This is a genomic window from Paraburkholderia sp. JHI869, from assembly GCF_038900775.1.
Classification (GTDB): Bacteria; Pseudomonadota; Gammaproteobacteria; order Burkholderiales; family Burkholderiaceae; genus Paraburkholderia.
Genome location: NZ_JAYMSC010000027.1, coordinates 101,167 through 127,557 on the forward strand (window position 1 = coordinate 101,167; position 26,391 = coordinate 127,557).

The 26,391-nt window shown below is 64.4% G+C and carries 22 protein-coding genes; 9 read left to right on the forward strand and 13 right to left on the reverse strand.

Going from position 1 to position 26,391, the window contains the following annotated elements; genetic code table 11:
• Positions 1 to 79 precede the first annotated feature (79 nt).
• The 3 genes from VSR72_RS33365 to galU all read right to left on the reverse strand — a co-directional run bounded on the left by VSR72_RS33365 (position 80) and on the right by galU (position 3,270).
• Entirely contained in the window at positions 80 to 1,411 is a 1,332-nt protein-coding gene (locus tag VSR72_RS33365; protein WP_342956520.1) for an ATP-binding protein, read from the reverse strand.
• Entirely contained in the window at positions 1,408 to 2,145 is a 738-nt protein-coding gene (locus tag VSR72_RS33370; RefSeq protein WP_028202613.1) for a response regulator, read from the reverse strand. The genes VSR72_RS33365 and VSR72_RS33370 overlap by 4 nt, the downstream gene beginning before the upstream one ends.
• A gap of 180 nt (positions 2,146 to 2,325) precedes the next feature.
• The gene (gene galU / locus VSR72_RS33375; protein ID WP_342956521.1) at positions 2,326 to 3,270 is read right to left on the reverse strand and encodes a UTP--glucose-1-phosphate uridylyltransferase GalU; all 945 of its coding nucleotides are present in this window, start codon (positions 3,268 to 3,270) and stop codon (positions 2,326 to 2,328) included.
• A gap of 336 nt (positions 3,271 to 3,606) precedes the next feature.
• Here galU and VSR72_RS33380 point away from each other — a divergent pair, with 336 nt between their 5' ends.
• Together VSR72_RS33380 and VSR72_RS33385 are read left to right on the forward strand one after the other, a co-directional pair.
• Entirely contained in the window at positions 3,607 to 4,164 is a 558-nt protein-coding gene (locus tag VSR72_RS33380; RefSeq protein WP_342956522.1) for a carboxymuconolactone decarboxylase family protein, read from the forward strand.
• A gap of 37 nt (positions 4,165 to 4,201) precedes the next feature.
• Positions 4,202 to 5,047, forward strand: coding sequence for a helix-turn-helix transcriptional regulator (locus tag VSR72_RS33385; RefSeq protein WP_342956523.1), 846 nt, complete (start codon positions 4,202 to 4,204; stop codon positions 5,045 to 5,047).
• A 155-nt stretch (positions 5,048 to 5,202) separates the two neighbouring features.
• Here the strand turns inward: VSR72_RS33385 and VSR72_RS33390 are convergent, their stop codons facing one another.
• The 4 genes from VSR72_RS33390 to VSR72_RS33405 are packed head-to-tail and all read right to left on the reverse strand — an operon-like array spanning position 5,203 to position 10,878.
• A complete protein-coding gene (locus VSR72_RS33390) occupies positions 5,203 to 7,212 on the reverse strand; it encodes an acetyl/propionyl/methylcrotonyl-CoA carboxylase subunit alpha (RefSeq protein WP_342956524.1) in 2,010 nt (669 codons plus the stop codon).
• A 44-nt stretch (positions 7,213 to 7,256) separates the two neighbouring features.
• Positions 7,257 to 8,045: an enoyl-CoA hydratase/isomerase family protein gene (locus tag VSR72_RS33395; RefSeq protein ID WP_342956525.1), complete on the reverse strand. Its 789-nt coding sequence runs from the start codon at positions 8,043 to 8,045 to the stop codon at positions 7,257 to 7,259.
• Positions 8,046 to 8,063: 18 nt separating this feature from the next.
• Positions 8,064 to 9,671 carry a carboxyl transferase domain-containing protein gene (locus tag VSR72_RS33400; protein ID WP_342956526.1) on the reverse strand — a complete coding sequence of 536 codons (1,608 nt, stop codon included), beginning with the start codon at positions 9,669 to 9,671 and terminating at the stop codon, positions 8,064 to 8,066.
• Positions 9,672 to 9,696: 25 nt separating this feature from the next.
• Complete coding sequence (locus VSR72_RS33405; RefSeq protein ID WP_342956527.1) at positions 9,697 to 10,878, reverse strand: isovaleryl-CoA dehydrogenase; 1,182 nt, start codon at positions 10,876 to 10,878, stop codon at positions 9,697 to 9,699.
• A gap of 194 nt (positions 10,879 to 11,072) precedes the next feature.
• On the opposite strand from VSR72_RS33405, the gene VSR72_RS33410 reads away from it, so the two are divergent.
• On the forward strand, positions 11,073 to 11,798 hold the full coding sequence (locus tag VSR72_RS33410; protein ID WP_342956528.1) for a TetR/AcrR family transcriptional regulator: 726 nt from the start codon (positions 11,073 to 11,075) through the stop codon (positions 11,796 to 11,798).
• A 21-nt stretch (positions 11,799 to 11,819) separates the two neighbouring features.
• Here VSR72_RS33410 and VSR72_RS33415 read toward each other — a convergent pair whose 3' ends face one another.
• From VSR72_RS33415 to VSR72_RS33430, 4 genes are read right to left on the reverse strand one after another with little or no spacing between them, the layout of a single operon-like run.
• Positions 11,820 to 13,310 (reverse strand): chemotaxis protein CheW, encoded by a 1,491-nt coding sequence (locus VSR72_RS33415; RefSeq protein WP_342956529.1) that lies wholly within the window; start codon positions 13,308 to 13,310, stop codon positions 11,820 to 11,822.
• On the reverse strand, positions 13,307 to 13,846 hold the full coding sequence (locus VSR72_RS33420) for a chemotaxis protein CheD (RefSeq protein ID WP_342956530.1): 540 nt from the start codon (positions 13,844 to 13,846) through the stop codon (positions 13,307 to 13,309). The genes VSR72_RS33415 and VSR72_RS33420 overlap by 4 nt, the downstream gene beginning before the upstream one ends.
• Positions 13,830 to 14,672: a protein-glutamate O-methyltransferase CheR gene (locus VSR72_RS33425; RefSeq protein WP_342956531.1), complete on the reverse strand. Its 843-nt coding sequence runs from the start codon at positions 14,670 to 14,672 to the stop codon at positions 13,830 to 13,832. The genes VSR72_RS33420 and VSR72_RS33425 overlap by 17 nt, the downstream gene beginning before the upstream one ends.
• A 15-nt stretch (positions 14,673 to 14,687) precedes the next feature.
• Positions 14,688 to 16,385, reverse strand: coding sequence for a PAS domain-containing methyl-accepting chemotaxis protein (locus VSR72_RS33430; RefSeq protein WP_342956532.1), 1,698 nt, complete (start codon positions 16,383 to 16,385; stop codon positions 14,688 to 14,690).
• Positions 16,386 to 17,192: 807 nt separating this feature from the next.
• Here VSR72_RS33430 and VSR72_RS33435 point away from each other — a divergent pair.
• Both VSR72_RS33435 and VSR72_RS33440 read left to right on the forward strand, forming a co-directional pair.
• Positions 17,193 to 17,591 carry a hypothetical protein gene (locus VSR72_RS33435; protein WP_342956533.1) on the forward strand — a complete coding sequence of 133 codons (399 nt, stop codon included), beginning with the start codon at positions 17,193 to 17,195 and terminating at the stop codon, positions 17,589 to 17,591.
• A 25-nt stretch (positions 17,592 to 17,616) separates the two neighbouring features.
• Positions 17,617 to 18,165: a hypothetical protein gene (locus tag VSR72_RS33440; RefSeq protein WP_342918989.1), complete on the forward strand. Its 549-nt coding sequence runs from the start codon at positions 17,617 to 17,619 to the stop codon at positions 18,163 to 18,165.
• A gap of 87 nt (positions 18,166 to 18,252) precedes the next feature.
• On the opposite strand, the gene VSR72_RS33445 is transcribed toward VSR72_RS33440, so the two are convergent.
• Positions 18,253 to 21,423 carry a transglycosylase domain-containing protein gene (locus tag VSR72_RS33445; protein WP_342956534.1) on the reverse strand — a complete coding sequence of 1,057 codons (3,171 nt, stop codon included), beginning with the start codon at positions 21,421 to 21,423 and terminating at the stop codon, positions 18,253 to 18,255.
• 225 nt (positions 21,424 to 21,648) lie between these two features.
• On the opposite strand from VSR72_RS33445, the gene VSR72_RS33450 reads away from it, so the two are divergent.
• Positions 21,649 to 21,981 (forward strand): hypothetical protein, encoded by a 333-nt coding sequence (locus tag VSR72_RS33450; RefSeq protein ID WP_342956535.1) that lies wholly within the window; start codon positions 21,649 to 21,651, stop codon positions 21,979 to 21,981.
• A gap of 245 nt (positions 21,982 to 22,226) precedes the next feature.
• Positions 22,227 to 22,496 (forward strand): hypothetical protein, encoded by a 270-nt coding sequence (locus VSR72_RS33455; protein ID WP_342956542.1) that lies wholly within the window; start codon positions 22,227 to 22,229, stop codon positions 22,494 to 22,496.
• Between the two features lie 119 nt (positions 22,497 to 22,615).
• Here the strand turns inward: VSR72_RS33455 and VSR72_RS33460 are convergent, their stop codons facing one another.
• Entirely contained in the window at positions 22,616 to 23,350 is a 735-nt protein-coding gene (locus VSR72_RS33460) for a response regulator transcription factor (RefSeq protein WP_342956536.1), read from the reverse strand.
• 395 nt (positions 23,351 to 23,745) lie between these two features.
• On the opposite strand from VSR72_RS33460, the gene VSR72_RS33465 reads away from it, so the two are divergent.
• Both VSR72_RS33465 and VSR72_RS33470 read left to right on the forward strand, forming a co-directional pair.
• A complete protein-coding gene (locus VSR72_RS33465; protein WP_342956537.1) occupies positions 23,746 to 25,047 on the forward strand; it encodes an MFS transporter in 1,302 nt (433 codons plus the stop codon).
• Between the two features lie 127 nt (positions 25,048 to 25,174).
• On the forward strand, positions 25,175 to 26,391 hold a 1,217-nt coding region (locus VSR72_RS33470; RefSeq protein WP_342956538.1), incomplete at its 3' end, for an MFS transporter.

A 26,391-nucleotide genomic window follows, 5' to 3' on the forward strand; every position in this document is an offset into this window, starting at 1 on the left:
AAGCACCCGCTTTTTCAAGCATTGGTACGTTTGCGCGCCAGCCCGCGAGGGCTGGCGCGTTTTTTTGTGGCGCGGCGTATCAGCCGTGGGTGACAGGAAAGCTGAGCTGCACGAGCAGGCCGCCATCTGGATGGTTCTTGACGTCGCACTGGCCGCCGCTGTCGCGTGCGAGCCGCGCGACGATAGCCAACCCGAGGCCGCAGTGGCCTTCGCCGCCACGCGCGGCATTGAGGCGGACGAACGGCCTCATGGCAGCGGGAATGCGCTCCGGCTCGATGCCGGCACCATGATCGCGCACGCGTATAACGCACGATCCGTTTTCGACGGCCGTCGAAATTGCGACCGGCGGGGCGCCATACTCGAGCGCATTGTCGACCAGATTCGTGACGAGCCGGTCGAGCGTCACCTGCGGCAGCTTGAACCGAGGGCCCGCCCGCAAATCGAGCACGAACAGCGGCCCGTTGCCGCCTTCGATTTCATCAGGATTGCCAAACTGTCTTTGCAGGAAGCCATCGACGCCCAACAGCCTGCCCGCGTCGGGCGACTGCTGCGCGAACTCCAGAAACTGCTGGACGATGTGAGTGAGCGAATCGACGTCGCGCAGCATGCCGTTGCGCTCCGACTCCTCGGCCATCAGGGTCGCACGCAGCTTCAGGCGCGTAAGCGGCGTCTTCAGATCGTGCGCAATGCCACTCAGCATCACCACGCGATCGTCTTCCGCTTCGTTCACGCAGCGCATCATGTCGTTGAACGACGCGCTCACGTCGCGCAATTCGCGCGGCCCCTTGCCTTCGAGCGGCGCAATGCGCTCGCCCGTGCCGAACCGGCGCGCCGCCTGCGCCAGGCTCGCGAGCGGCTTCTGGATCTGCCAGGCGGCAAGGAACGAGAGCGTGAGCGCCGCCAGCAGCATCGAAATCCCTTCGATGACAAAGCGCGGCGGCGGCGGAATATCGACCGGCACGACGACCCAGGTCGTGCTGCCCGGAAAGCGCACCCACAGTTGCGGCGGACGCCCGTCGTCCACGGCGAACTGCGTGCCGGGCGGCAACTGTTCGCGCAGATGCCGCGTCAAGTCGACTAGCGGCCGGCGCGTCGGTTCGTGCAGATGGACGTCCTTGGGCACGTTCCACACCGGCACGCGGTGCACGCGCAGCACGTCGCTCAGGTCGCCTTCCTTCGGCGGCGGCTCGAGAGAACCGCCGAGATGCACCGGCGGCGTCAGCGTGCCGCCGCCGACGTGTTCCTCGCTCGCCACGCGCAGCGCGAGCAGGACGCCGCGCGCGAAACCATCGACTTCATGGCGCGGCGGCTGGCGCGCAAGCAGCAAAAACCAGCCGAGCTGCATGGAAAGCAAAACAGCCGCCGAGAGCAACGCCATGCGCCCGAACAGCGAATTCAACGGACTTCTCACTGAATGGCTGCGCCGTGCGCCTCCGAATAATTTGCCGGATCCGGCACGAATACATAGCCCTTCCCGCGCACGGTCTGGATGTGGCGCGGATTCGACGGATCAGCCTCGATCACGCGGCGCAAGCGCCAGATCGGCACGTCGAGGCTGCGTTCGTGGAACTCGCGCTCGTCGCGATGCACGATATCGTGGATCAGCGTGCGCGAAAGCACTTTGTAGGGATGCGTGGCGAATACCTTCAGCAACGCGAATTCGCTTTCTCTCAGCGGGATTTGCGTGTCGCCGCAGGAGAGCGTGCGCATCGTGAAGTCGAGCTCGAAGTCGCCGAACCGGTAGCGCCGGCGCGCTTCGGGCGCGCTCGCGGTGGACGGGCCGCGCCGCCGCAGGATGTTCTGGATGCGCACGAGCAGTTCGTGCGGATCGAAGGGCTTGGGCAAATAGTCGTCCGCGCCCAGCGAGAGCCCGCGAATGCGGTCGCTCACCGCGCCGCGCGCCGTGACAAAAATGACGGGAATGTCGTCGCCGGCCGCGCGCAAGGCGGCAATGGCCTCGAGGCCGTCGGTCTCCGGCATCATGATGTCCAGCACCACAATGGACGGACGTTCGCGCTCGAGGCGGCGCTGGAGGTGGACGCCGTCGTGCAGCACGGCCGTATCGAAGTTATGCGAGCGCAAAAAGCGGCTCAGCAGATCGCGCACGACGGGATCGTCGTCGACAATGAGGACGCTGGGGTTCATCCCGCGATTTTAAAGCAGTGAGGCAGGCGGAACCTTCCACCGTTTCTTACCATTCCTTTCCTCGCATCACATTGAAAAAGGGCGGAATCATCTTGTCCCGCCCATTCAACACGAAGTCTTGCGATGGAGGCAGCACGTTCGTGCGGATCGCTCAATTCTCCTATGCAATACGGCACGGATTCAATGCGCGAGTCCCTGCACGACTGCCGCCGGCTGGTTCAGCAGCGAACCCGTTGCCCACGCATCCAGTTGCGGCACACCGATGCGCTCACGCAGCCACGCGTCGAAAGTGTCCTGCAATTCCGCGTGCCGCAGGGCGAAGTCGACTGTCGCCTGCACATAGCCGAGCTTGGTGCCGCAGTCGTAGCGCTTGCCAACGAACTCGTAGGCCAGCACCTGCTCCTCTTCGCGCATCGCATGAATGGCGGGCGTGAGCTGGATCTCGCCGTTCGCGTCCGGTTTCAGCGCGCGCAAATGTTCGAAGATGCTTGGCATGAGCACGTAACGCCCGGCCACACCGAAGCTAGACGGCGCCAGTTCGGGCGTCGGCTTTTCGATGATGCGGCTCACGCTGATCACGCGCTCGTCCCAATGGCGGCCGTCGATCACGCCATGACTCGTCGACTCGCACGACTCGAATTCTTCTACGGCGATTACCGATGAATCGTAATGGCTGAATATATGGACCATTTGCGCGAGAACCGGAGGCGTGCCGTCGAGCAGGTCGTCGGCGAGCACGACCGCGAACGGTTCGTCGCCAATCAGCTTCTCCGCGCAGAGCACCGCGTGCCCGAGACCGAGCGGTTCGGCTTGCCGGACGTAAATACACTCAACATTGGCCGGCTTGATGCTCTGCACGAGCTCGACGAGATTCTGCCTGCCGCGCGCCCTCAGCACGTGTTCGACCTCGTAGGACTTGTCGAAATGATCTTCAATGACGCGCTTTCCGCGGCCCGTCACGAAGATCAGTTCGGTAATGCCTGCGCCGATGGCTTCTTCAACAGCATATTGAATGAGCGGTTTGTCGATGACCGGCAGCATTTCCTTCGGGCTCGCCTTCGTTGCCGGCAGAAAGCTCATATCGATTCCCGCCACTGGGAACACAGCTTTACGAACACCAAGCATGATGACCTCACCTGTCTGGTAGAGAGGCGGTACGACCATGGCGAAGGGTGCCGGATTTGCATTCCGACCCCGCATTTCCCCATGTGGCGAATCAGCTCGCGACAGGTTCCCAGGGTTCGGCCGGAAAGGTCTGCCGAAAAGCCAAGCTTAATCATCGCACTGTTTTTGCGCGAAGTGCGCGTTAGTCGACGCGCAGTCACAGGCGCCACGCGCAAGTCACGCAATTCCCACGCCGCGCGGCGATTACATGGCATGTAATTGGCGGGCCGCGCCGCCGCTTCTACTCTTCGTCTGTCGCGTCGCCAATGCGGTTGCGCTCAACACCCAGGAGTCAGCATGTCCGTCTATCCTCGACACACGATTCAATCCGCACCCGCACAATCGCAGCCCGTACTCGAGCAACTGAAGCAGACGTTCGGCATCATCCCGAACATCGCGGCGAAAATGGCCAGCTCGCCGGTGCTGATCAACGGCTTCATCAGCGTGTTCCAGCGTGTCCATTCGAGCAGCCTGACCGAGCCGCAGATCCAGACACTGCTGCTGACCAACGCGGTCACGAACGCATCCGAATGGCCCGTTGCGTTTCATACGGCGTTAGCATTGAAAGAAGGCGTGAGTCACGCCGACGTCGAAGCGATGCGCCACGGCCGCCTGCCCGCCGATGCGCAACTGGCTGCCCTGTCGACGCTTGCGCGCACGCTGATCGAAAAGCGCGGCCGCATTTCCGGCGAAGACCAGCAGCGCTTTCTCGATGCAGGGTTCAGTGCCGAGCAGACGCTGGAGGTCATCGCGGTGGTCGCCGCATCGGCCATCACGAACTACACGGCGAGCGTGACACACCCGGCGCTCGAAGCGCAGTTCGAGCAATACGCCTGGCGTGCGAACGCGGCCTGAGTCCGCTGTCGTCACTGACATCAACCACGGAGAGCCGATGAACCCCACGCATCCCGACCAACACGCGCCGCAAAGCGACCTTGGCACCCTGTTGCGTTATTGGCGGGATGCGCGTGGCGTGAGTCAACTCGATTTGTCGCTGGACGCGGGAATCTCCCAGCGACAGATCAGCTTTATCGAAAGCGGGCGCAGCGTGCCGGGCCGTGACACGCTGCTGACCCTTGCACAGACACTCGACGTGCCCCTGCGCGAGCGCAACGCCCTGCTGCTCGCCGCCGGCTACGCGCCCGTTTATTCGGAAGCGCCGTGGAATGCGCAGGAAATGCAGCACGTCGTGCGGGCGCTCGAACGTGTCATTCGCCAGCACGATCCGTTTCCGGCCATCGTCATGGACCGGCACTGGAACGTGCTGATGACCAATGACGCCGCGCCGCGCTTCTTCGGCCACTTCATCGACATGCAAGCGCGCAAAGGCACGCGCAACATGCTGCATTTGATGTTCGACCCTCAGGGCATGCGCCCATTCCTCGCGGACTGGGAGAACGTTTCGCGCAGCCTGCTGCAACGTGTCTATCGCGAATCGGTCGGCCGCGTGATCGACGATGAAACACGCACGCTGCTCGACGAATTGCTTGCGTACCCCGGCGTGCCGGGCGACTGGAAAGCGCATCACGGATCGACCGGCACGCCCACCATGCCGGTCATTCCGCTGAGTTTCATCAGTGACGGCAGTGTGCTTCGCTATTTCTCGATGGTGACGAGCGTGGGAACGCCGCAAAACATCGCCGCCCAGGAGTTGCGCCTCGAATGCATGTTCCCTGCCGACGACGCCACCGAAGCGCAGCATCGGGAGCTGCTCGCGGCGCATGTGAAGGAGCGTTGAGCGGTTCCTGGACGCAGCCGCAGACGCAGCCGCAAAAAAGAAGGGCGCTCCGCCACAGCAGAGCGCCCCAGGGCAAAACTCTCACGTCGTTCTCCGGCTACAGGGAAACCGGGAAGAACTCATTAGCCCTGCAAGTCAATCCTCTTCGAGCAACTTCAAGCCGCTTCGAGCACGAGCAATTGCGCGCCATCCGCCACCTGGTCGCCTACACCGTACAATACTTCGGTCACCTTACCAGCTGCCGGCGCACCGATCGTGTGCTCCATCTTCATCGCCTCCATGACGATGAGCGGCGTGCCCTTCTCGACCACGGAGCCCGGCTCCACCAGCACGGCGATTACCTTGCCCGGCATGGGCGCCGTCAGCCGGCCTTCGCCGTGCTCCGCATCGGCGGCGTGCGCGAGCAGGTTCTGCCACTCGAATGCCATCGCCGTGCCGAGGCAGAACACATGAAACACGTCGCCGTCGGCGAATACGCGACCCGTCACGCGCTTGTCATCGATGGTCGCGCCGTATTCGTCCACGCCCTCGCCGCGCCACCACGTATAACGCGCCTCGTGTCCCGCGTAGGCCAGCGTTTCCACACCGCCGTCATGCGTATGCGCAACCGCATACGCGGTATCGCTTTCGAAATCGCGCCACGAGAGCGACTGCGCGAAGCCGCTATTCAGGCGCCAATGCGAGAGCGCGTGCCACGGCGACGCACCATGCGCCGCGCCGCCTTCACGGCCGAGCAGCGCCGCACAGGCGAGCGCGAGCGCTTCGCGGACCGGCTTCTGCTGCGGTGAGAACAACGCGTCATGGTTACGCTCGATCAGGCCCGTGTCGAGATCGGCGCTTGCAAACGGCTCGCAGGTCACGAGCCGGTGCAGAAATTCGACGTTCGTATGCGGGCCCACCACCTCGCAAGCCTCGAGCGCACGTTCCATGCGCGCCAGGGCGTCCTCGCGCGTTGCACCGTGCACGATCAGCTTCGCGATCATCGGATCGTAGAACGGCGTGATGGTGTCGCCTTCGCGCACGCCGCTGTCGATGCGCACGCTCGCGCGCTGGCCCGCGTCGCCGAGCCGGAACTCGACGCCCTCCGGCATGCGCAGATGCTTGAGCGTGCCCGTGGAGGGCAGGAAACCGCGCGCCGGGTTTTCCGCGTAAATGCGCGCTTCGAGCGCATGGCCCGTGATCGAAAGCTGCGATTGCTCGAGCGGCAGCGGCTCGCCCGCGGCCACGCGCAACTGCCATTCGACGAGGTCGAGACCCGTGATCATTTCCGTCACCGGATGTTCGACCTGCAGGCGCGTGTTCATCTCCATGAAGTAGAAGTCGGCGCCCGTCATGATGAATTCGACGGTGCCCGCGCCCTCGTAATGCACCGCGCGCGCCGCGGCCACGGCCGCCTCGCCCATCGCGCGGCGCACGTTGTCTTCGAGGCCCGGCGCGGGCGCTTCTTCGAGCACTTTCTGGTGACGGCGCTGTACTGAACAGTCGCGGTCGAACAGATAGACCGCGCCGCCATGCTTGTCGGCAAACACCTGCACTTCGACGTGACGCGGCCGCATGAGGTACTTCTCGATCAGCACGCGGTCGTTGCCGAAGCTGCTCGCGGCCTCGCGCTTGCACGAAGCGAGCGCGGCTGCGAAGTCAACGCTGCGCTCGACCACGCGCATGCCCTTGCCGCCGCCGCCCGCGCTCGCCTTGAGCAGCACGGGGTAGCCCATGGCATCGGCTTCGCGCTGCAGGAGCGCGGGGTCCTGGTCGTCGCCGTGGTAGCCCGGCACGAGCGGCACGGACGCCGCATGCATCAGCGCCTTCGCAGCCGCCTTCGAACCCATGGCCGCAATCGCTCCGACCGGCGGCCCGATGAAGACGATGCCAGCCGCTTCGCATGCGTGGGCGAAGTCTTCGTTCTCCGAAAGAAATCCGTAGCCAGGGTGAATGGCTTGCGCACCCGTGGCGCGCGCGGCTTCGATGATGCGCTCATAGCGCAAATAGCTTTGCGCAGCGGCCGCTTCGCCGATATGCACAGCTTCGTCGCAGGCCGCGACGTGCTTGGCGTTCGCGTCGGCGTCCGAGTACACGGCTACGCTCTTCACGCCAAGGCGCCTGCACGTAGCCGCAACCCGGCATGCAATTTCGCCGCGGTTGGCGATCAGGATTTTGTTGAACATGTGCTGTCCTCGCTTCGTTTCCTGCTTCTTGCCTGCATCTTGTCTTATTGATCGCGCCAGCGCGGCGTGCGCTTTTCAAGGAACGACGACACGCCGTCGCGCCCCTCCTCGCTCGCGCGAATACGCGCGATGCGAACGGCGGTGTCTTCGATCAAGGCGTTGTCGATCGTCTGGCCCGCGACGTCCTGCACGAGCTGCTTGCATTCGCGCACGGCGTTCGGGCTGTTCGCGCAAAGCGTTTCGGTAATGCGCTGCACGGTGGCGTCGAGTGCTTCTGCACTCACCGCTTCGCTCACAAGGCCAAGGCGCGCAGCCGTAGCGCAGTCGAACGCTTCGGCTGTGACGAAGTAGCGGCGCGAAGCCTGCTCCCCCAGCGCGCGGATCACGTAAGGCGCGATCGTGGCGGGCATGAGACCGAGGCGCGCTTCGGAAAGGCAGAAGTGCGCGGTTTCTACGGCCACGACGATGTCGGCGGCGCATACGAGGCCCATGCCGCCCGCGTAGGCATCGCCATGCACGCGTGCAACCACCGGCTTCGGGCAGCGATAGACGGCCGAGAGCATCTGTGCGAGACGCATTGCGTCCGCGCGATTCTCTTCGTCGGAATAGCCGGCCATCTTGCGCATCCAGTTCAGGTCCGCGCCTGCGCAAAAGGCCTTGCCGTTGCCGGCGAGCACGATCGCGCGCACGTCGTCGCGCGCGCCGAGCGCCGTGAAAGCGGCGGTGACGTCCGCAATCATCGTTTCGTTGAACGCGTTGCGCACGTCCGGGCGATTGAGCGTGACCGTCGCTACGTGTCCGACGACTTCTACGGTGAGCGTTTCGTATTGCATTGTCTCGTCCTCAATGCGTCACATGCGGAACACGCCGAAGCGCGTCTCTTCGATCGGCGCGTTCATCGTGGCGGAAAGGCCGAGGCCGAGCACATCGCGCGTTTGCGCCGGGTCGATCACGCCGTCGTCCCACAAGCGCGCGCTCGCGTAATACGGATGGCCCTGCAGCTCGTACTGATCGCGAATCGGCTGCTTGAACGCATTCTCTTCCTCGGCGCTCCACGTGCCGCCCTTCGCTTCGATGCCGTCGCGGCGCACCGTCGCGAGCACGGATGCGGCCTGCTCGCCGCCCATCACCGAAATGCGCGCGTTCGGCCACATCCACAGGAAGCGCGGCGAATACGCGCGGCCGCACATGCCGTAGTTGCCCGCGCCGAACGAGCCGCCGATGATGACCGTGAACTTCGGCACCTTCGCCGTGGCCACCGCCGTCACCATCTTCGCGCCGTTGCGCGCAATGCCCTCGTTCTCGTACTTGCGACCCACCATGAAGCCCGTGATGTTCTGCAGGAACACGAGCGGAATCTTGCGCTGGCAGCACAGCTCGATGAAGTGCGTGCCCTTCAACGCCGATTCGGAAAACAAAATGCCGTTGTTCGCGATGATGCCCACCGGGTGGCCCCAGATGTGCGCGAAGCCGGTCACGAGCGTGGTGCCGTAGCGCGCCTTGAATTCGTCGAAAGCCGAGTCGTCGACGATGCGGGCGATCACCTCGCGCACGTCGAAGGGCTTGCGCGTATCCACGGGAATCACGCCGTAAAGGCTTTTCGCGTCGAAGCGCGGCGGCAACGGTTCGCGCAGCACCACGGGCGGCGTTTTTGTGCGGTTCAGATTGCCGACGATCGAGCGCGCAATCGCAAGAGCATGGGCGTCGTTCTGCGCGAGATGGTCGACCACGCCGGAAAGGCGCGTGTGCACGTCGCCGCCGCCCAGATCCTCGGCGCTCACTTCCTCGCCCGTCGCTGCTTTCACGAGCGGCGGCCCGCCGAGGAAAATCGTGCCCTGGTTCTTCACGATGATCGACTCGTCGCTCATGGCCGGCACATACGCGCCGCCCGCCGTGCACGAGCCCATCACCACGGCGATCTGCGGGATACCCTGCGAAGAGAGATTCGCCTGGTTGTAGAAGATGCGGCCAAAGTGATCGCGGTCCGGAAACACCTCGTCCTGGTTCGGCAGGTTCGCGCCGCCCGAATCGACGAGATACACGCACGGCAAGTTGTTTTCCTGCGCGATTTCCTGCGCGCGCACGTGCTTCTTCACCGTGACCGGATAGTACGTGCCGCCCTTCACCGTCGCGTCATTGCAAACGATCACGCATTCTTGCCCCGCAATGCGGCCAATGCCGGTGATGATGCCAGCACCCGGCGCGTCGTCGTTGTACATGCCATAGGCCGCGAGCTGCGAGAACTCCAGAAACGGCGTGCCCGGATCGAGCAGCTGCGCAATGCGATCGCGCGGCAGCAGCTTGCCGCGCGAGAGGTGCTTGTCGCGCGCGGCCTCGCCGCCGCCCAGCGACAGCTTCTGGATCTTCTCGCGCAGGTCCGCGACGAGCAATTCGAGCGCCGCGGTATTCGCCTTGAAGTCTTCCGAGCGCGGATTGAGCTTCGATTCAATGATCGGCATCTCGTGCTTCCTCAATCACTTAGGATTACATGGTTTCCGCGAACAGTTCGCGGCCGATCAACATGCGGCGAATCTCGCTCGTGCCCGCGCCGATTTCGTAGAGCTTCGCGTCGCGCCAGAGACGCCCGACCGGATACTCGTTGATATAGCCATTGCCGCCCAGAATCTGGATGGCTTCGCCCGCCATCCACGTGGCCTTTTCCGCGGTGTAGAGAATCACGCCCGCGCAGTCCTTGCGCACCTGGCGCACGTGGTCACGGCCGAGCGTGTCGAGCTGGCGGCCCACCGCGTAGAGATACGCGCGGCACGCCTGGTAGGTCGTGTAGAGATCGGCGACCTTGCCCTGAATGAGCTGGAATTCGCCAATGGCCTGGCCGAACTGCTTGCGGTCGTGGATGTACGGCACGACGGCGTCCATGACCGCGGCCATGATGCCGGTGGGGCCGCCCGCCAGCACGGCGCGCTCGTAGTCGAGGCCGCTCATCAGCACCTTCACGCCGCCGTTGAGTTCGCCGAGAATGTTCTCTTCGGGCACTTCCACGTCCTGGAACACCAGCTCGCCCGTATGCGAGCCGCGCATACCGAGCTTGTCGAGCTTCTGCGCAACCGAAAAGCCCTTCATGCCCTTCTCGACGATGAACGCCGTCATGCCGCGCGAGCCCGCTTCAGGATCGGTTTTCGCGTAGACGACCAGCGTGTCGCAATCCGGGCCGTTGGTGATCCACATCTTCGTGCCGTTGAGCACGTAACGGTCGCCCTTCTTTTCGGCGCGCAGCTTCATGCTCACGACGTCGGAGCCCGCGTTCGGCTCACTCATGGCGAGCGCGCCGATGTGCTCGCCGGAAACGAGCTTCGGCAGGTACTTGCGCTTTTGCGCTTCGGTGCCGTTGCGGTGGATCTGGTTCACGCACAGGTTCGAATGCGCGCCGTACGAAAGGCCGACCGAGGCGGACGCGCGCGAGATTTCCTCCATCGCGACCATGTGCGCCGTGTAGCCCATGTTGGCGCCGCCGTATTCCTCCGAAACCGTCATGCCGAGCACGCCCAGGTCGCCGAACTTGCGCCACAGGTCCATCGGGAACTGGTCGGTGCGGTCGATTTCGCCCGCGCGCGGCGCGATTTCCTTCGCCGCGAAGCCGGCAATGCTGTCGCGCAGCATTTCGATTTCTTCGCCTAGCGGGAACTGCAAACCAGGTACGTTGCTCATGTGTGTCTCCAGAGGATCTCGGTCCGGGCGGTGCTTCGCCCCATGGACGCACATTTCACGCCACATTTACGTTAACGTCAATAGGTATTTCTGAGTGACGCTCAAGTTGTCATAGAGATGAAATTTCCTTGTCCAGCGGTGTTTCTTTCGTAGATAATGAATTTCACTCTGACGCAAATTGAATCAAGCTCAACATGGAAGCCGTCGCCCAGAAAGCCGTCCTGCCCGCGTCGCGCCGCCAGCCGGCCGGCCGCAAGTCGCAGCAGCGCGTGCGCGAGATCCTGCAGGCGGGGCGCGAAGTGTTCTCGGAAAAAGGGTACGCACGCGCCACCACCGCCGAAATCGCCCAGCGCCTGGGCGTGTCCGAGGCAACGGTGTTCAGCTACTTTCGGGGCAAACGGGAGTTGTGTGCGCGCGTAATCGGCGACTGGTATGACGAATCGATCGCCGCGATCGAAGGCGGCCTGCCGCGCGACGGCACCGTGCGCCAACAGTTTGCATTCATCGTGCGCATGCATCTGCAACTGATGCTGGAGAGCGGCACGGGCATCTGCGAACTGGTGCTCTCGGAGGGCCGAACGCGCCACCACGATCTGAGCGAAGCGCTCACGGAAATGCAGCGCCGCTACACGGCGCCGCTCATGCGCGTGCTCGCGCGCGGCCAGGAAAGCGGCCAGATCCGCAACGATCTGCCACTGCGGCTGTTGCGTTCGCTGGTATTCGGGCCCATGGAGCACGTACTGTGGGACGCGACGCTCGCCAACCGCCGCACGAACATCGACGCCACGGCCGAGCGCCTCGTGGACGCGCTCTGGTCAGCCCTGCAACCGCCCAACCTCGAACTCGCCGCGCTCGCGCAGTTCAGCCAGGACGTGAGCGAAGCCGTGCACCGGCTCGAGCGCGAACGCGCCGCGCGCTAGCCGGCGCGCCCAGGCCAGCAACTACACCGCCGCCGCTTCCTCGGCCACGCGCGCGCATAGCGACGCAGGGTCGAGCAGCATCAGCGTGCCCTTGCCCGGCAGTTCCACAGCTTCGCGCATGTCGTTGTGCACGCGCGCGCCCTCACTGCGCGTGAATGCCTGCGGCAAGGTGAGCTGGGCCGAGCCCGTCAGCGTCACGATATCGTCGACCGAATCGACAAGCAGTCCGTACTTTTCGCGCTCGTATTCGACGATGAGCACCTTCGCACGCGTGAGATCGTCATACGGCGGCATGCCGTACATCGCGCGCACGTCGATCACGGTCACGAGCATGCCGCGCAGATTGAGCATGCCGCGTACGACGCCGGGCAGCCCCGGCGTATGCACGATGTCGTCGCGATAGTCGATCACTTCGCGCAGTTGCGCGATGCGCACGCCGATCAACTGGCCGATGCGGAACGTGACGAGCGTTTGCCGCGTGCCCGCGCTGCGCTTTTGCGCCGCCTGCGCGAGTGCGTTCCGATACAGGTCGCGATGACCCGCCGCCAGCGCCACGACGCGCTCGTTCGCAAACAGGGCGTCTGCGTTCATGAGCAGCACGCCCGCGCGATCTTCGGCGGCCAGATAGCCCGAGAACAGCGAGCGCTGCACATTGCCGCCATAGGCCGGCATGGGCAGCAGGTCTTCTTGTCGATACGCAACGATGCTCGCCACTTCGTCCACCAGCATGCCGAAATGCAGGTCGTTGCGATGAAGCACGATGATGCGCCGCTCCTCCACGCGCGCTTCTTCGCCGCTCGCACGCGCGAAGCCGAGGAGCGCGCTGAAATCGAGCACCGGAAGGGTCGCGCCGCGCAGGTTCAGCATGCCGATGCAAATCTCGCTGGCCAGGGGCGACTGCTGCAATGCCGGCACGCGGATAATTTCCTGGATCGCGTCCATCGGTAGCGCAAGCGCCGTGGCGCCGACCTTGAACGACACGTTCTGGCGGCGCTGCCCCTGGTGCGCGCGCCGCTCCGCGGCGCGCGGCGCCGATTGCGCGAGTTGCGGCATGTCGCGCAAGCTGAGCAGCACCGCGGGCGCGAGCACCTGCAGAATGCGCTCGCCGCCGTCGAGTTTGAGCACCGCGCCGATCGCCATGGGCGGGCTGCCCTCGGGCACGTCGAGCGTGATGACCTGTTCGCGCGGCACGCGCAGGATTTCGCCCGTCGCGTCGAACAACAGCCCCACGCGTACGCCGCCGGATTCGACAATGGCGACTTTGCGCGCCGCGCTCGTGCTTTCCGCGCTCAAACGCAGCAACTGGCGCAGATCGACCACGGGAATCAGCGTGCCGCGCAGGTTAAAGAGCCCGAGCAGATACGGCGGCGCGAGCGGGATCGCCGTGAGCGTCTGCGGCGGGTTGACGACTTCCTGCAAGGCGGCCACTGGCAGCGCCAGCTCGGTGCCCGCCAGATGGAACGAGCCGTACAGCTCGACGTTCGGTCCGGCTGCAAGCGTGCGTAGACTCATCGGGTGACTCCCTGTTCCGGCGATTGCGCCTGCGGCTCGAGCGAGCGCGAGAAGTGGCGTACGGCATAGTGATGCTGCTCGCAGTCGATGCTCAACTGCCGTCCGCACTCGCCGCCCACGTCGACGTGCACGAGCTTCAGGCGCGCATCCGCCAGCATCTGTCGCGCGATGCGAACGTTCAGTTCTCCGATCGGTTCGTGGATCGTCGTGCGGTGGTGCATCATGTTCGCGCCGCCCGCAAGGACGGCCTCAATATCGCCTTCGCGGGCCTCGTCCGCATGCATCATGGCGAGTAGTTTCGGCAACGCCTGGATCACGTACTTCGCGCCGTTGCCGGCCTGCGGAGCACCCGCGGCCCGCGCGCCGCCCGTGGGCTCGGGCAGCAGACAATGCGCGAGCCCGTATGTCGCACGCGCGCGCCACAGGAGCCCGATGCCCACGCACGATCCCAGCGTCGCGCGCAGGATCTTCGCTTCCTCGCCGCTGCTCACGGCGATCTCACACATTCGCACCTGCACGTCACGCTGGATGCTCATGTTCACGTTCCTCGTTGCGATAGATGAGCGGCTGCTCGAAGGCGAATCCCGCTGCCACACGGCTCAGCGATTCGGACTCGCCCACGATCAGCACGGCGCCCGGCCGCATCGCCCGCCGAACGTTGGCGAGCACGGCCTTCTGGCCTTCGAGATCGAAATAGATCAGGACGTTGCGCAACAGGACCAGATCGAACTGGCCCAGATCGCGCGGCACGTCGTAGAGGTTGTGACGGCGAAAGCTCACGTGCGCCCGCAAGGCCTCGTTCACGCTGATCGCCGCGGCATCGCTGCGAAAATACCGCTGCACCAGTTCCGGCCGCAGTTGGCGCAGGCTCTCCATGCTGCGGCCGGCATAGTGCCCGGCGCGTGCGCTCGCAAGGATGCCGTCCGAGATGTCGGTGCCGACAATCGCGTAACGCAGCGAGGGATGCTGCGAACGAAACTCCTCGCAGAGCATGGCCGTCGTCCACGCTTCCTCGCCGCTCGACGCCGCCGCCGACCAGACGCGCAAGGGCTCGCCTGCCCGCTTCGCCGCCCATCCCGGCAGGAATTCGCGCACCAGATACTCCCAGATGCGCGGCGTGCGAAAGAACGACGTTTCGTTGGTCGTCACGAGATCGATGAAGTCGCGCACCTCGTCCGTGCTGCCGTCGAGCACGCGCAAATAGTCGCTATAGTCGGGCAGCCCGAGCGTCATGATGCGGCGGCGCAAGCGGCCCTTGAGCATGGTCCACTTGCGCTCGTTCATCGCGATGCCGGTATGCCGGCGCACCTGCTCGAACAGCGCGTTACGCACCGACAGTTCGGCATCCTGATCGATATCCACTGCAACCTCCAGACTTCACACCACGAAGCGCGCCACCGTTGTGTCGAGACCCAGCGCTCCGCCCTTGAGCGACGCCGCCGCGCGCGCGATCGTGTCGCACGCGCCCGCCGACTTCTCGGTTTCCTCGGCCACCTGCTGGATCGCGGCGCTCACCTCGCGGGCCGCAATGAGCTGCTCGTCCGCGCCGCATGAAATTTCCGAAATGGCCTGCGTCGTGCGGCTCACGCCGGCGACGATCTTCTCGAACGCTTCACCCGCCTGCTTCGAAATCTCGCTGCCCTGTGCAACGCGTTTCACCGACTCGTTGATGAGCTTCGAGATTTCCTTCGTCGCCTGAGAAGAACGTTCCGCCAGCTTGCGCACTTCATCGGCGACCACGGAGAAGCCGAGGCCGTGCTCGCCCGCGCGCGCCGCCTCGATCGCCGCGTTGAACGCGAGCAGATTGGTCTGACTGGCGATCTCGCCAATGACCTTGATGATCTCGCCGATATCCTCCGACGAGCGGTTGATCAGCTCCATGGCCTCGATCGATCGCGTCACGGCCTTCGCGCCGCGCTCGGCTTCCTGTTGCGTGTCCTTGGCGAGCTGGTCGGCGCCGCGCGAGTTGTCGGCAATCGAGTTGATGGAAGCGGTGAGTTCCTCGATCGACGCGTTCATTTCCTCGACCGTTGCACCGAGCAGCTGCGCGCCGCTCGCCACGGTGTCCGCGCGAGCCGCGATGTCCTGCGAGGAGTCCTTGAAGGTCCCCGCCGATTCGACCACCTTGCCGATCACGCTCGCGAGGTCGCTCATCATGCCCTTGATGCCGGCGGCCAGCTGGTCGATCGGCTCATCGCCATGCACCTCGACGTCGCCCGTCAGGTCGCCGGCGGCGGCGCGGCTCACCACGGCGAGCAGCTTCTCGACCTTGCGTTGATCGTCTTGCGCGCGGCGCTGCACGCTTTCTTCGAGTTCGACCTGGGCGGTCACGTCGTTGGCGAACTTGATCACCTTGTAGAGCCGGCCATTCACGTCGAAGATCGGGTTGTAGGTCGCCTGGATCCAGACCACGCGGCCGCCCTTCGCGATGCGCTTGTAGCGCCCCGTGTCGAACTCGCCGCGATTGAGCTTGGCCCAGAACTCGCGATAGTCGGGGCTGGCCGCATACGCCTCTTCGCAGAACAGGCGGTGATGCTTGCCGAGGATCTCCTCGAGCCGATAGCCCAGCGTGTCGAGGAAATTCTGGTTCGCGTGCAGCACGATGCCGCCCGTGTCGAACTCGATCACCGCCTGCGCCTTGTCGATGGCGCGCAGACGCCCTTCGTATTCCGCGTGCTGCTGCTTGACGGCGGTGATATCCGTGGCGAACTTGATGACCTTGTAGGGGCAGCCGGTGTCATCGATCACCGGGTTGTACGACGCGTTGATCCAGATCTCGCGGCCGCCGCGCCCCACACGCCGGTATTCGCCGCGATCGAACTCGCCGCGGCCAAGCCGTTCCCAGAACTGGCGGTAAGCATCGGTTCGAACATAATCAGGATCGCAGAACATCCTGTGGTGCTTGCCGCGCACTTCCTCGAGCGTGTAGCCGAGCGTCGCGAGAAAATTCTCGTTGGCGTGAAGAATGGTGCCTTGAAGATCGAATTCGATTACCGCCTGTACACGATTTAGCGCCGCATTGACTGCACTTAATTCGCGCAATTCGATCTGACGATCCGGTGCGGATTGTTCCATGGTCTTGCCCTCGTATTGGTTTCGCTTCGATGCATATTGGATTGCGGCGTGCCGCCGTCAGGTTCGGGCGATTTCTCTCAGATTTTTATGTGACGCTCGTGGCGCGCGGATGCTGCATCTCTTATCCGTGCATTAACGGCTCACTATTTGGTTAACTTGACCAGGGGTTTCTGCTGAGGCAAACGTTTTCCTTCAGGCTGACGCAGGCGGCTGCAGGCCGGATTTATCCGCACGCCCGGACGTTTCCTGAACGATTTTCACTTAATGAAAGATTTCCAATCAGAGTGTCATTTCGTGCAATGAATGATGAAATCGTTTTATCTGGACATTACCGGCTTATTTAATAAATAAATCATATTTTTCAATTTGCTTTCATCATGAATTTTGTTAAAGCTCGCCTGTCTATGCGATTCGAGTTATTTTCGATTAATACTCTGGATTCCTAATCGATCTGGCCTGTAGCGAGATGCGAATATCCGGGCCGACCGGGTAGCGCGCGCACGGCAACCGAACCGCCGCCCCGTCAACCTTGCCGTCAATGTCCAATTATTACAGCGCATCAACGTGCCAAAGTCCGCCACGCGCCGCGTTCCCGCTGGTTTGCGCCCTAGATAGGCCTCGAAGCCAGCCGTTGCACGCCGTACGCGCCCTGGGGAACCTTTGCGCCCCATCATCCAGGTGCCGTCTGTAACAACTCGAAAAATCGGCGCAACTCGCGTAATTGCATTGGTTCCGCCAATGTCATAGCGTTCGATAATTGGCTGGCGCGCGCCGTTGCCCCAGCCTGCCCGTTTCTGGAGATCGTGTGTGAGAAGGTCGAAACTGTTTCTCGGGGCCGCTGCGGCTGCGCTTATCGGCGTGTGCGGCGTAGCACAGGCGGCGCACGTCGGCGTGTATGTCGGCGCCGGCGTGCCGTATTACTACCAGGTCGCGCCCGCGCCCTACTACTACGGGCCGCCGCCCGTCATCGTCGCGCCGCCGCCGGAGCAGGCGCCCGATTACATCGAGCAGGGACAAACCGGCGCCCCCGCGATGGATCCGCAGCAGGGCCCCGTCAGCGCCGCGCCCGGCGATGCAGCGGGCGACCAGCAGGCCAACGCCGACACCTGGTACTACTGCGACGATTCGAGAACCTACTATCCCTATGTAAAGCAATGTTCGTCGGGCTGGCGCGCGGTTCCCGCCCAGCCGGCGCCTTCGAACTGAACACCTTGACGATATCGAGCCGCAAATGAAATACACGTATCTCGCGCTACTCGCCACAGCGGGGCTGCTGAGCGCATGCGCCGTGACGCCCACGGGGCCGAGCGTGATGGCCCTGCCTGGCACGGGCAAGACCTTCGACCAGTTCCGCGCCGACGACGCGAATTGCCGTCAGTTCGCCTTCCAGCAGGTAGGGGGCGTCACCGCGAACCAGGCGGCAACCGGCGCCGGCGTGGGCAGCGCCGTGGTCGGCACGGCGCTCGGCGCGGCCGCGGGCGCCGCGTTTGGCGGCGGCCAGGGCGCGGCCATTGGCGCGGGCGCGGGACTGCTTGCGGGCAGTGCTGTCGGCATGGGCAACGCACAGGGCTCCGCGTGGGACGTGCAGCGCCGTTACGATTACGCGTATCTCCAATGCATGTACGCCACCGGCAACCGCATCCCCGCGCCTGGCAACATGACGATGTCGCAGCCCCAGCAGTTTCAGGCGCCGCAGCAGCAGTTCCAGACGGCGCCGCAACCGCGCTATCTGCCGCCGCCTCCGCCGGGGTCGCCGCCCCCGCCGCCTAGCGGTTATTGAAGCGGAAATCGACCGCATAAAAGCAAACGCGGGACCTGGCACATACACCAGGTCCCGCGTTTTGCTTTGGATGCCGAATTATCTGAATCAGTGCGTGTCGATTTCTAGCGCCTTGCCGTTCCACACCACACGGTGCATTTCACCCGATTGTGGATCGATGAGCGTCATCTGCTGCGCCGCGTGCACGGGATCGGGTTTCGCATCGTCGTCCGTCCTGGACCTCGATTCGAGCAACGGCTGCAACACCGGCGCAAGCGACTTCAGTAACTGCACGGACAGCGCACTCGTGAACGTGTAGCGCGCCGCATACGGCTCATGCACCCACGCCGTGAGCGTGCCGTAGAAGCGGTTGCCGATCACGAACACGAAGGTCGCACTGCGGTTCACCTTGCGCGATTCGATGAGCCGCGCGCCCGGCGCGTACACGTTGAAGCGCTGGTCGCCGGTGCCGGTCTTGCCGTACACGGGCAGTGTCTTGCCGTCGGGGAGCGTCATGCCTTCGGCGAGGCGCTTGGCCGTGCCGCCCTCCACCACCGACGTCAGCAACTCGCGCACCACTTGCGAAATCTCGGGCGAAACCAGCGCTTGCGGCTGCGTGGACGCATGAACGAAGTGCGTCTCGTAGGGCGTGCCGCGCGCGAAATCGAGCGATTCGAAGCTATGCGTCGGCAGCTTTTCTCCGTTGCTCGAAATCAGGCCGATGAGTTGCGCGAGCGCCGCGGGCCGGTCGCCCGACGCACCGATCGCCGCGCCATACGAAGGCGTAATGCTGTCGAACGGATAACCGACCGCGCGCCACGACTTGCCGATCGCCTCATACGCGCGCAACTCGATCATGCGGCGAATGCGCCGGTTCTGGGTAGCGTGATACTTCGTCTTGAAGAGCCACGAATAGGTGTAAAGACGCGTGTCGCGGCTCGCCTCCTGAACCTGCGCGAGCGTCGCAGCTGGGTGCTCGCGCAAGTAATTCAGCAGCCACAGTTCGAGCGGATGAATGCCGGCAATATAGCCGCGGTCGTTGAGGTTGAATTTGTCGATCGCGTACTTGTCGTAGTAGTGCGCGAGGTCTTCGTCGTCGAGCCACTGGAACTTCGTGTTCTTTAGTTGCGCGCGCATCTGTGCATTGAACCACGGCTGGGAGCCTTCGGGCTTCGCGCTGCGCAGCGCGGTCGCTATGCGTGCGGGCCCCTTGCGCGTGTGCTGCAACAAGATTGCCAGCGCTTCGTCGTTGGTCTTGCCCGCGTAGCGCGTGTAGAAGCGCTTCATGTACACCTGGCTCTCACCGTCGGCAAACTGCGTGAGAAAACGCGTGCGCACGACCGGATCGTCGAGCCATTGCGCGGGCGGCCCCGAAGTCTGGATCATCTCGTAGTGAACGATGTCGCGCATGAGCCGCACGAACACCAGATTCACCGAATGCTGGAACGCGCGGTGCACGGTGAGAATCTGCGCGTTGTCGCTCGACTCGAAATTGTTGAAGCTCTGTGCGCCGCCGCCGGTGTAGAACGTCTCGCCCGGGTTCGCCGAATACTTGCGCTCGACGGCTGCTTCCAGCATGGAATGCAGCGAGCGGTCGGAGGTCTTCGAAAGATAGTCGATCGCCCAGCGCGTGAGCGCGTCGCTCGGATCGACTTGCGGCAGCATCGCGCGCAACGACTTCGCGTCGTCGGCCGCGTAGCGAGCGTGCAGTGCGCTCACGATCTGCAGGTACGTCACGAGCGTGCGCAGCTTCGCCGTCGACCCCAGATTCAGGCGCGCTCCCGAATTGATATCGAACGGCTGGTTCACGCTGTCCGTTTGCACGCGCACGAGGTTCTCGCCGTTGCTGCGCTCGAACAGCGTGAAGCTATACGCGATCTTCGAAGGGTCGTCGGAGGGGCGCAGCATCTCGAAGCCGACGAGACCCGCCTGGCGCGCGCCGTCCTTCGTCGCGGCGTCGGCGAGGCGTTCGCTCACGGCCTGCTGCACGCTGTCCACGAGCGTGGCCGTGGCGGTGAGGTCGAGGCGGTCGAGGTCGTAAAGCGTCGTCAGCCCCAGCGCCTGCATGAGCTGGGTGCGCAGCGTCAGCACCGCCTTGCGCTCCACGAATGAAACCGGCACCCGCTGCGACGGCTTCGAGCGGTCGAGCGAGAGCTGCGTGGCGAGCGCGGCATCGCGCAGCGCGGGCGTGATCACGCCGCCGGCGCCGAGCAGGCGGATATAGCTGTCGGTCAGTTTCGCGAGCGCGTCGTTGTTCTTTTGCAGGAAGTATGAAGGCGCGCGCTGGGCGATCAGCAGCGAGAGCACCTGGCGGAACGCCAGTGCCTGCGCATCGAGCGTCTCGGGCGTCAGCGGCGCGCGCAGGATGCGATTGACGTCGCGGAAATCGCGCCCATACCAGGCGGCGAGGCCGTCGCCGAGACCGTTGACTTCGCCCACACCCGGCTTGGCGGAGAGCGGCACCGAGTTCAGGTAGTGCACGAGGATCTGCTGGCGCGCGGGCATGGTCTGCGGGCCATCCAGATAGGCGCGCAGCGAAGCGGATGCGATCTGGCGCAGCTTCTCCGGCGGCGTGGAGGTGCGGCCGCCAGCCGAATGTCGGAACTTCTCGATCTGCGTGGCGAGCGTGCTGCCGCCCGGCGTTTGCTGATGCTTGTTCACGAGGCGCGCACCCTGGTCGACGAGCGCGCGGCTAAAACGCCCCCAGTCGATAGCCGGGTTGCGGTTCGGCTGGTCCTGAGCCAGCAGGTATTTGTCTTCGATGAAAAGCAGCGAGTCGCGCACGACGGCCGGCACTGCGTCGAAATTCTCGTAAGCGCGCTGCGGGTAGCGCGTATGGAAAAGCGTCGCACCCGACGCGTCGCGCAGCACGATCCCGGCCTGATCCTTTTCATCGAAGGGCAGGAAAAGCCCCTGGTCGGCCACGGCCATCATGCGATCTGAATCGCGCGCCTGCGCCGCGATCGCGAAACCGCGTTGCGCAAGCCGGGCCTCGAAGGTCGGCATTTGCGCATAACCGAGCCGCACGTCGTACGGCCCGTTCGTAGTCGGAAAGCGGATGCTGTGGCTGGGCCCGTTCTCGACGGTATAGCCTATGTCGCGCGTGAGTTCGGAGAGGTAGCGCGCTTGCAGGCGCGACGTATCGATTTCGATCTGTACGATGCGCGCGATGATGACGAGGGCGGCCAGAAACGCGACGACGAATCCCCACTTGACCCACCTGAAAAGTGAGCCAGCGCCAGCGGCGCGAACAGGAAAGCGTACCGATGGGCGGTTCATGCGTATTCTCCTGACGTCACGTCAGATTTCCAGGCGGCACCCCTCAGATAGTCTATCTCGCTCTGTACGTTCTTGCGTGCTGGTATGTAGGCCTCCGCACGCTCGTCGCACTGCCGCAACACCTATGCCCGGTGCGTGACAGTTTTGCGGCATTTTGCGCCCGCCCCGTGGCACGGGACATGCTCCCGATATAATGATTGGCTATTTCGTTGGATACCGAGAAATATGAAGAAGCTTGCCGTGCCCCTTGCCCTTTCGCTCTCGCTCGGCGCGTGCGCGTGGTTTCAGAGCAACCCGGACGCTGGCCAGCCGGTCATCGATTCCACAACCAACCGGTCGGTTCAGGACGTGATCTCGTGTCTGACCGTGGAAGCCCAGCGTCACGGCGCAAGCTTCACCACCTCGCCGCTGCCGCAAGGCCAGATGCTCGAGTTCGGCGACTCGAACGTCATCAAGGTTCGCACCGACAACGGCGCGACGACCTACCGCTTTTACGCCGGCAAACGCCACGCCTCGAACCTATGGATCGAGGGTGCGAGCAAAACCTGCGCGCCTTGAAAATTTAACAGGCGGCTTTCGTTGCCGCAGCCCGGATGTGTGCCTGTTGAAAGCGTTATCACACCGGCTCGGGCCCTTCTATTACAGCCTCTTACACCCATGCGCGCCGTGTAGCGCGATGACACATTTTCGCCAGGCGTTTTAAGAATCGCTTAAGTCTTCGTCCGCATCATCGCTTCACTCAGAAGCAAACGAACACAGAAACGAACGCGGCAGGAGGTTCCGTGAAACAGCAAGATCCGCAGATCCAGGCGACGAGTCAGGGCAACGGCGAGGCCGCGCCTGGCGCGAAGCCCGCTCGCCGCACCCTGTTGCGCCGGTTGCTGAGCCACCACGAGCTTGCGACCCTCCTGCTGCTGCTGCATGCGCCGATCGACGCGCACGCCAAACCCGAGATCCCCATGCTCAAGGAAGCCGGTCTCGTGGAGCAGGTGCAGGACGACGCCGGTGACGCGCGCATCCGCCTGACGACGGAAGGCAATGCCGTGCTGCAAGGACTCGGCCTCGCGCGCTAAGGTTGCGGGGCCAGCGCGCTGCCGGCAGCAGGGCAGCAAACGCTTCAAGCAAAAAGACGGCGGCACGCCACGCGTGCCGCCGTCTTTTTTATCGAACGACTGAATCGCCGCGCTACGCGTCAAGCCGACTCCAGCTCCGCGCCTTCTGCAGCAAGCTCCGAATTCCCGTCGTGCAGGCGCAGCAGCCGGTAGCCGCTCTTGTACACCGGTTGCAGCCGGAAGCCGTTCGGCGTCTCGATCTCCAGCAACAGGCGCAGCCGCGACACGTGGCTGTCGATCGTGCGGGTCAAGGTGTGCAACTCGCGCCCCCACACCATCGCGTAAATATGGTCGCGCGAGAGCACGCGCCCGATATTCGAAAAGAACAGTGCGGCGAGCCGGTACTGCGTGGTCGAGAGCAGCACCGGCTTGCCGTGCACGCTGGCTGCCTGACGCCGCATGTCGAAATGATAAGGGCCGGCGTCGATCGTCATATTTTCGTAGCGGTCGGGAAACGCCCGGCGCAGGAGCGCGTTCACGCGCGCGCGCAGCACCGAAGGACAAACCGGCAGGCTCACATAGTCGTCGGCGCCGACAGAAAACGCTCGCACCACGCTCTCATCGGAGGCGTCCTCCGAGACGAACAGCACCGGAATCTGGCTGCCGTTCACGGCCCGCAATGTTCTCAGCAACTCTGCGCCGGCGATGTGCGAGCCTTGCCAGTCGAGCACGAGCATGTCGACGGTCGATGCGGCCAGCGTCCTGGCAAGCACGAGCGCGTCGCTGAACGGAATGCAGGCGTGGCCGCATTGCGTCAGCACGCGCTCGAGTTGCTGGCGATGGTCAGCGTCGCGCTGGAAAATCGCGATGCGCATGGTGGGTCCTTTGATGGATCGAATAGCGAAGCGGGCGATTTTGTGGATATGTGCAAAATCTGCCCATCGGACGAGTCCGAATTCCAGCCTGCTTCGTCGTTTTTCCCACAGCGGCACATAGGCGCTCTGACGGAGGCGCGCCTGGCGCGGATCTGACGCGCATCTGTCGACTTCGAGGCTTCCTGTAGAATCCCCGGCTGGCCTGAAGTCGTCGGCGCGCCCGCCCACCCTCGCGGACGCGCTGTTGCCGTGCCCCACCCTTGCGCCCGCTTATCCGACGACCGCCGCCCCGCGCCACGCGCGCACCAGGCAAATTCGGCCATCACTGACGTCCACACGCGTTCTTCACGCGCTACATACAACGTCGTACATAACAACATCCTGGTTTTTCGGAAATGCAAGCAACAGACATTGGCGTGCGCACGCCTGCCGCTGCGCGCGCGCTCACCCGCAGCGACTACAAGACGCTCGGGCTCGCCGCGCTGGGCGGCGCCCTCGAGTTCTACGACTTCATCATCTTCGTGTTCTTCGCGCCGGCTATCGGCCAGTTGTTCTTCCCCGCAACGATTCCCGACTGGCTGCGCCAGCTGCAAACCTTCGGCATCTTCGCGGCGGGCTACCTCGCGCGGCCGCTCGGCGGCATCGTCATGGCGCACTTCGGCGACCTGCTCGGCCGCAAGCGCATGTTCACGCTCTCCGTGCTGCTGATGGCGCTGCCCACGCTCGCCATGGGCTGCCTGCCCACCTACGCGACGATCGGCGTGCTCGCGCCCGTGCTGCTGCTCGCGCTGCGCGTGCTGCAAGGCGCGGCCGTGGGCGGCGAGGTGCCGGGCGCGTGGGTGTTCGTCTCCGAGCACGTGCCGCGCCGCCATATCGGCTATGCGTGCGGCACGCTCACGGCGGGCCTCACGTTCGGCATCCTGCTCGGCTCGCTGATCGCCGCGGCCGTCAATCATCACTACGCGCCGAGCGATATCGCCGCGTACGCCTGGCGCATTCCGTTCCTGATTGGCGGGCTGTTCGGCATGTTCTCCGTGTATCTGCGCCAGTGGCTGCACGAAACGCCCGTGTTCGCGGAGATGAAGGCGCGCAAGTCGCTCGCCGACGAAATTCCGCTCAAGGCCGTGCTGCGCGACCACGGCCGCGCCGTGATCGTCTCGATGCTGCTCACGTGGATGCTTTCGGCCGCGATCGTCGTCGTGATCCTCATGACGCCGCCGCTGCTGCAGAAGCAGTTCCATCTCGACGCCACCACGTCGCTGCTCGCGAACTGCCTGGCGACGCTCTTCCTCACGGTGGGCTGCGTGAGCGCGGGCGCGCTTGCGGACCGCTTCGGCGCGCGCCGTGTGCTGGCCGTCGGCGGCATTGCCCTGGCGATCTCGTACTACACGCTGTTCCGCCAGATCGCCGTGGACACCTCGATGCTCATGCCGCTCTACGCGCTGTGCGGGCTGCTGGTCGGCACGATCGGCGCGGTGCCGTATGTCATGGTGAACGCGTTCCCGCCCGTGGTACGCTTCTCGGGCATCTCGTTCTCGTACAACGTGGCATACGCCGTGTTCGGCGGTCTGACGCCGATCGTCGTCGCGCTGCTGATGAAGTCCGCGCCGCTCGCGCCGGCTTACTACGTAGCCGCGATCTGCGTGCTCGGCGCGATCACGACGCTGTTCTTCAAGGACGCGCACCGGGAGCAGTAAGTGCGCCTCAGTGCGCTCTGAACGCACACTGGACAGCCGTCACTGGTCCGGCACCATTTTGCCGGCGGCTTCGACGATTCACCTCGCGCTGAAACGTCGAAGCCGGCGGGCGTCCTACCATGGGCGCATGAATACCTCACACCCCACCCCCGTCCCCGGCCCGGTCCAATTCACGCCCGCGCTCACTCGCATCGTCGCGACCGTCAGCGTCGGGTTCGTCGTCACGCAGCTCGACGTCACCATCGTCAATATTGCGCTCGCGCGCATCGCAACCGATCTCCATGCGAACGTCGCGGGCCTGCAATGGATCGTCGACGCCTACACGCTCGCCTTCGCGGTGCTGATGCTCTCGGGCGGCGTGCTCGGCGACCGCTACGGCGCGCGCCGCCTCTACGCCGCCGGCCTCGTGGTGTTCGCCCTCGCCTCGCTGGCCTGCGGGCTCGCGGCCAATCCGGTCATGCTGATCGCCGCGCGCGCGGTACAGGGCGCAGGCGCGGCGGCCATGCTGCCCAACTCGCTCGCGCTCCTCAACGAGGCCTGCCGCCATGACCGGGCACTCAGAGCGCGCGCAGTGGGCTTCTGGACGGCAGCAGGCGCCATCTCGATCGCCGCCGGCCCGGTGGCGGGCGGCCTGCTGATCGCAGCGTTCGGCTGGCGCAGCATTTTCCTCGTGAACCTGCCGCTGTGCGCGGCGGGCCTCTGGGCCGCGCTCGCGTGGATTCCCGCACCGCGCCGCCATACGCACGATTCCTTCGCCGCCAGCGCACCCGCCGCGCGCAGCCTCGACATGCGCGGCCAGTTGCTCGCCATCGTGACGCTCACGGCCTTTACGGGCGCCGTGATCGAATGGCGGCCGCTCGGTTTCCTGCACTGGGCCGTGGCGGGCGGCTTTGCGCTTGCGCTCGTCGCGGGCTTTGCGTTCGTCTCGCTCGAAGCGCGCACACGCGACCCCATGCTGCCGCTCGCCATGCTGCGCAATCGCACGTTCAGCGCGGCGGTGCTGTTCGGTATCTGCGTGAATCTCACGTATTACGGCACCGTGTTCGTGCTTGCGCTTTACCTGCAGCATGCGCGGGGCGAAACGCCGTTGCAGGCGGGTCTCGCGTTCATCCCGCTCACGGGCGGCTTCCTCCTGTCGAACATTGTGAGCGGCCATGTGGTGGCGCATTACGGCACGCGCCGGCCGATGATCGTCGGCGCGCTCATCGCGGGTGCGGGCTACGCGCTATTAATTAGCGTGGACGCGTCGACGCCGCTCGCCTTCGTGCTGCTCGCCTTCCTGCTGATTCCCTCCGGCATGGGCCTCGCCGTGCCGGCGATGACGACGGCCGTGCTCTCCTCGGT

What these genes read in the sequence shown, in the direction of transcription:
- VSR72_RS33410 (WP_342956528.1), top strand. Translation starts at nt 11,073, where the DNA reads ATGGAAGCCGTCGCCCAGAAAGCCGTCCTGCCCGCGTCGCGCCGCCAG.
- VSR72_RS33370 (WP_028202613.1), bottom strand. Translation starts at nt 2,145, where the DNA reads ATGAACCCCAGCGTCCTCATTGTCGACGACGATCCCGTCGTGCGCGAT.
- VSR72_RS33385 (WP_342956523.1), top strand. Translation starts at nt 4,202, where the DNA reads ATGAACCCCACGCATCCCGACCAACACGCGCCGCAAAGCGACCTTGGC.
- VSR72_RS33460 (WP_342956536.1), bottom strand. Translation starts at nt 23,350, where the DNA reads ATGCGCATCGCGATTTTCCAGCGCGACGCTGACCATCGCCAGCAACTC.
- VSR72_RS33445 (WP_342956534.1), bottom strand. Translation starts at nt 21,423, where the DNA reads ATGAACCGCCCATCGGTACGCTTTCCTGTTCGCGCCGCTGGCGCTGGC.
- galU (WP_342956521.1), bottom strand. Translation starts at nt 3,270, where the DNA reads ATGCTTGGTGTTCGTAAAGCTGTGTTCCCAGTGGCGGGAATCGATATG.
- VSR72_RS33440 (WP_342918989.1), top strand. Translation starts at nt 17,617, where the DNA reads ATGAAATACACGTATCTCGCGCTACTCGCCACAGCGGGGCTGCTGAGC.
- VSR72_RS33395 (WP_342956525.1), bottom strand. Translation starts at nt 8,045, where the DNA reads ATGCAATACGAAACGCTCACCGTAGAAGTCGTCGGACACGTAGCGACG.
- VSR72_RS33380 (WP_342956522.1), top strand. Translation starts at nt 3,607, where the DNA reads ATGTCCGTCTATCCTCGACACACGATTCAATCCGCACCCGCACAATCG.
- VSR72_RS33415 (WP_342956529.1), bottom strand. Translation starts at nt 13,310, where the DNA reads ATGAGTCTACGCACGCTTGCAGCCGGACCGAACGTCGAGCTGTACGGC.
- VSR72_RS33390 (WP_342956524.1), bottom strand. Translation starts at nt 7,212, where the DNA reads ATGTTCAACAAAATCCTGATCGCCAACCGCGGCGAAATTGCATGCCGG.
- VSR72_RS33420 (WP_342956530.1), bottom strand. Translation starts at nt 13,846, where the DNA reads ATGAGCATCCAGCGTGACGTGCAGGTGCGAATGTGTGAGATCGCCGTG.
- VSR72_RS33405 (WP_342956527.1), bottom strand. Translation starts at nt 10,878, where the DNA reads ATGAGCAACGTACCTGGTTTGCAGTTCCCGCTAGGCGAAGAAATCGAA.
- VSR72_RS33465 (WP_342956537.1), top strand. Translation starts at nt 23,746, where the DNA reads ATGCAAGCAACAGACATTGGCGTGCGCACGCCTGCCGCTGCGCGCGCG.
- VSR72_RS33430 (WP_342956532.1), bottom strand. Translation starts at nt 16,385, where the DNA reads ATGGAACAATCCGCACCGGATCGTCAGATCGAATTGCGCGAATTAAGT.
- VSR72_RS33400 (WP_342956526.1), bottom strand. Translation starts at nt 9,671, where the DNA reads ATGCCGATCATTGAATCGAAGCTCAATCCGCGCTCGGAAGACTTCAAG.
- VSR72_RS33450 (WP_342956535.1), top strand. Translation starts at nt 21,649, where the DNA reads ATGAAGAAGCTTGCCGTGCCCCTTGCCCTTTCGCTCTCGCTCGGCGCG.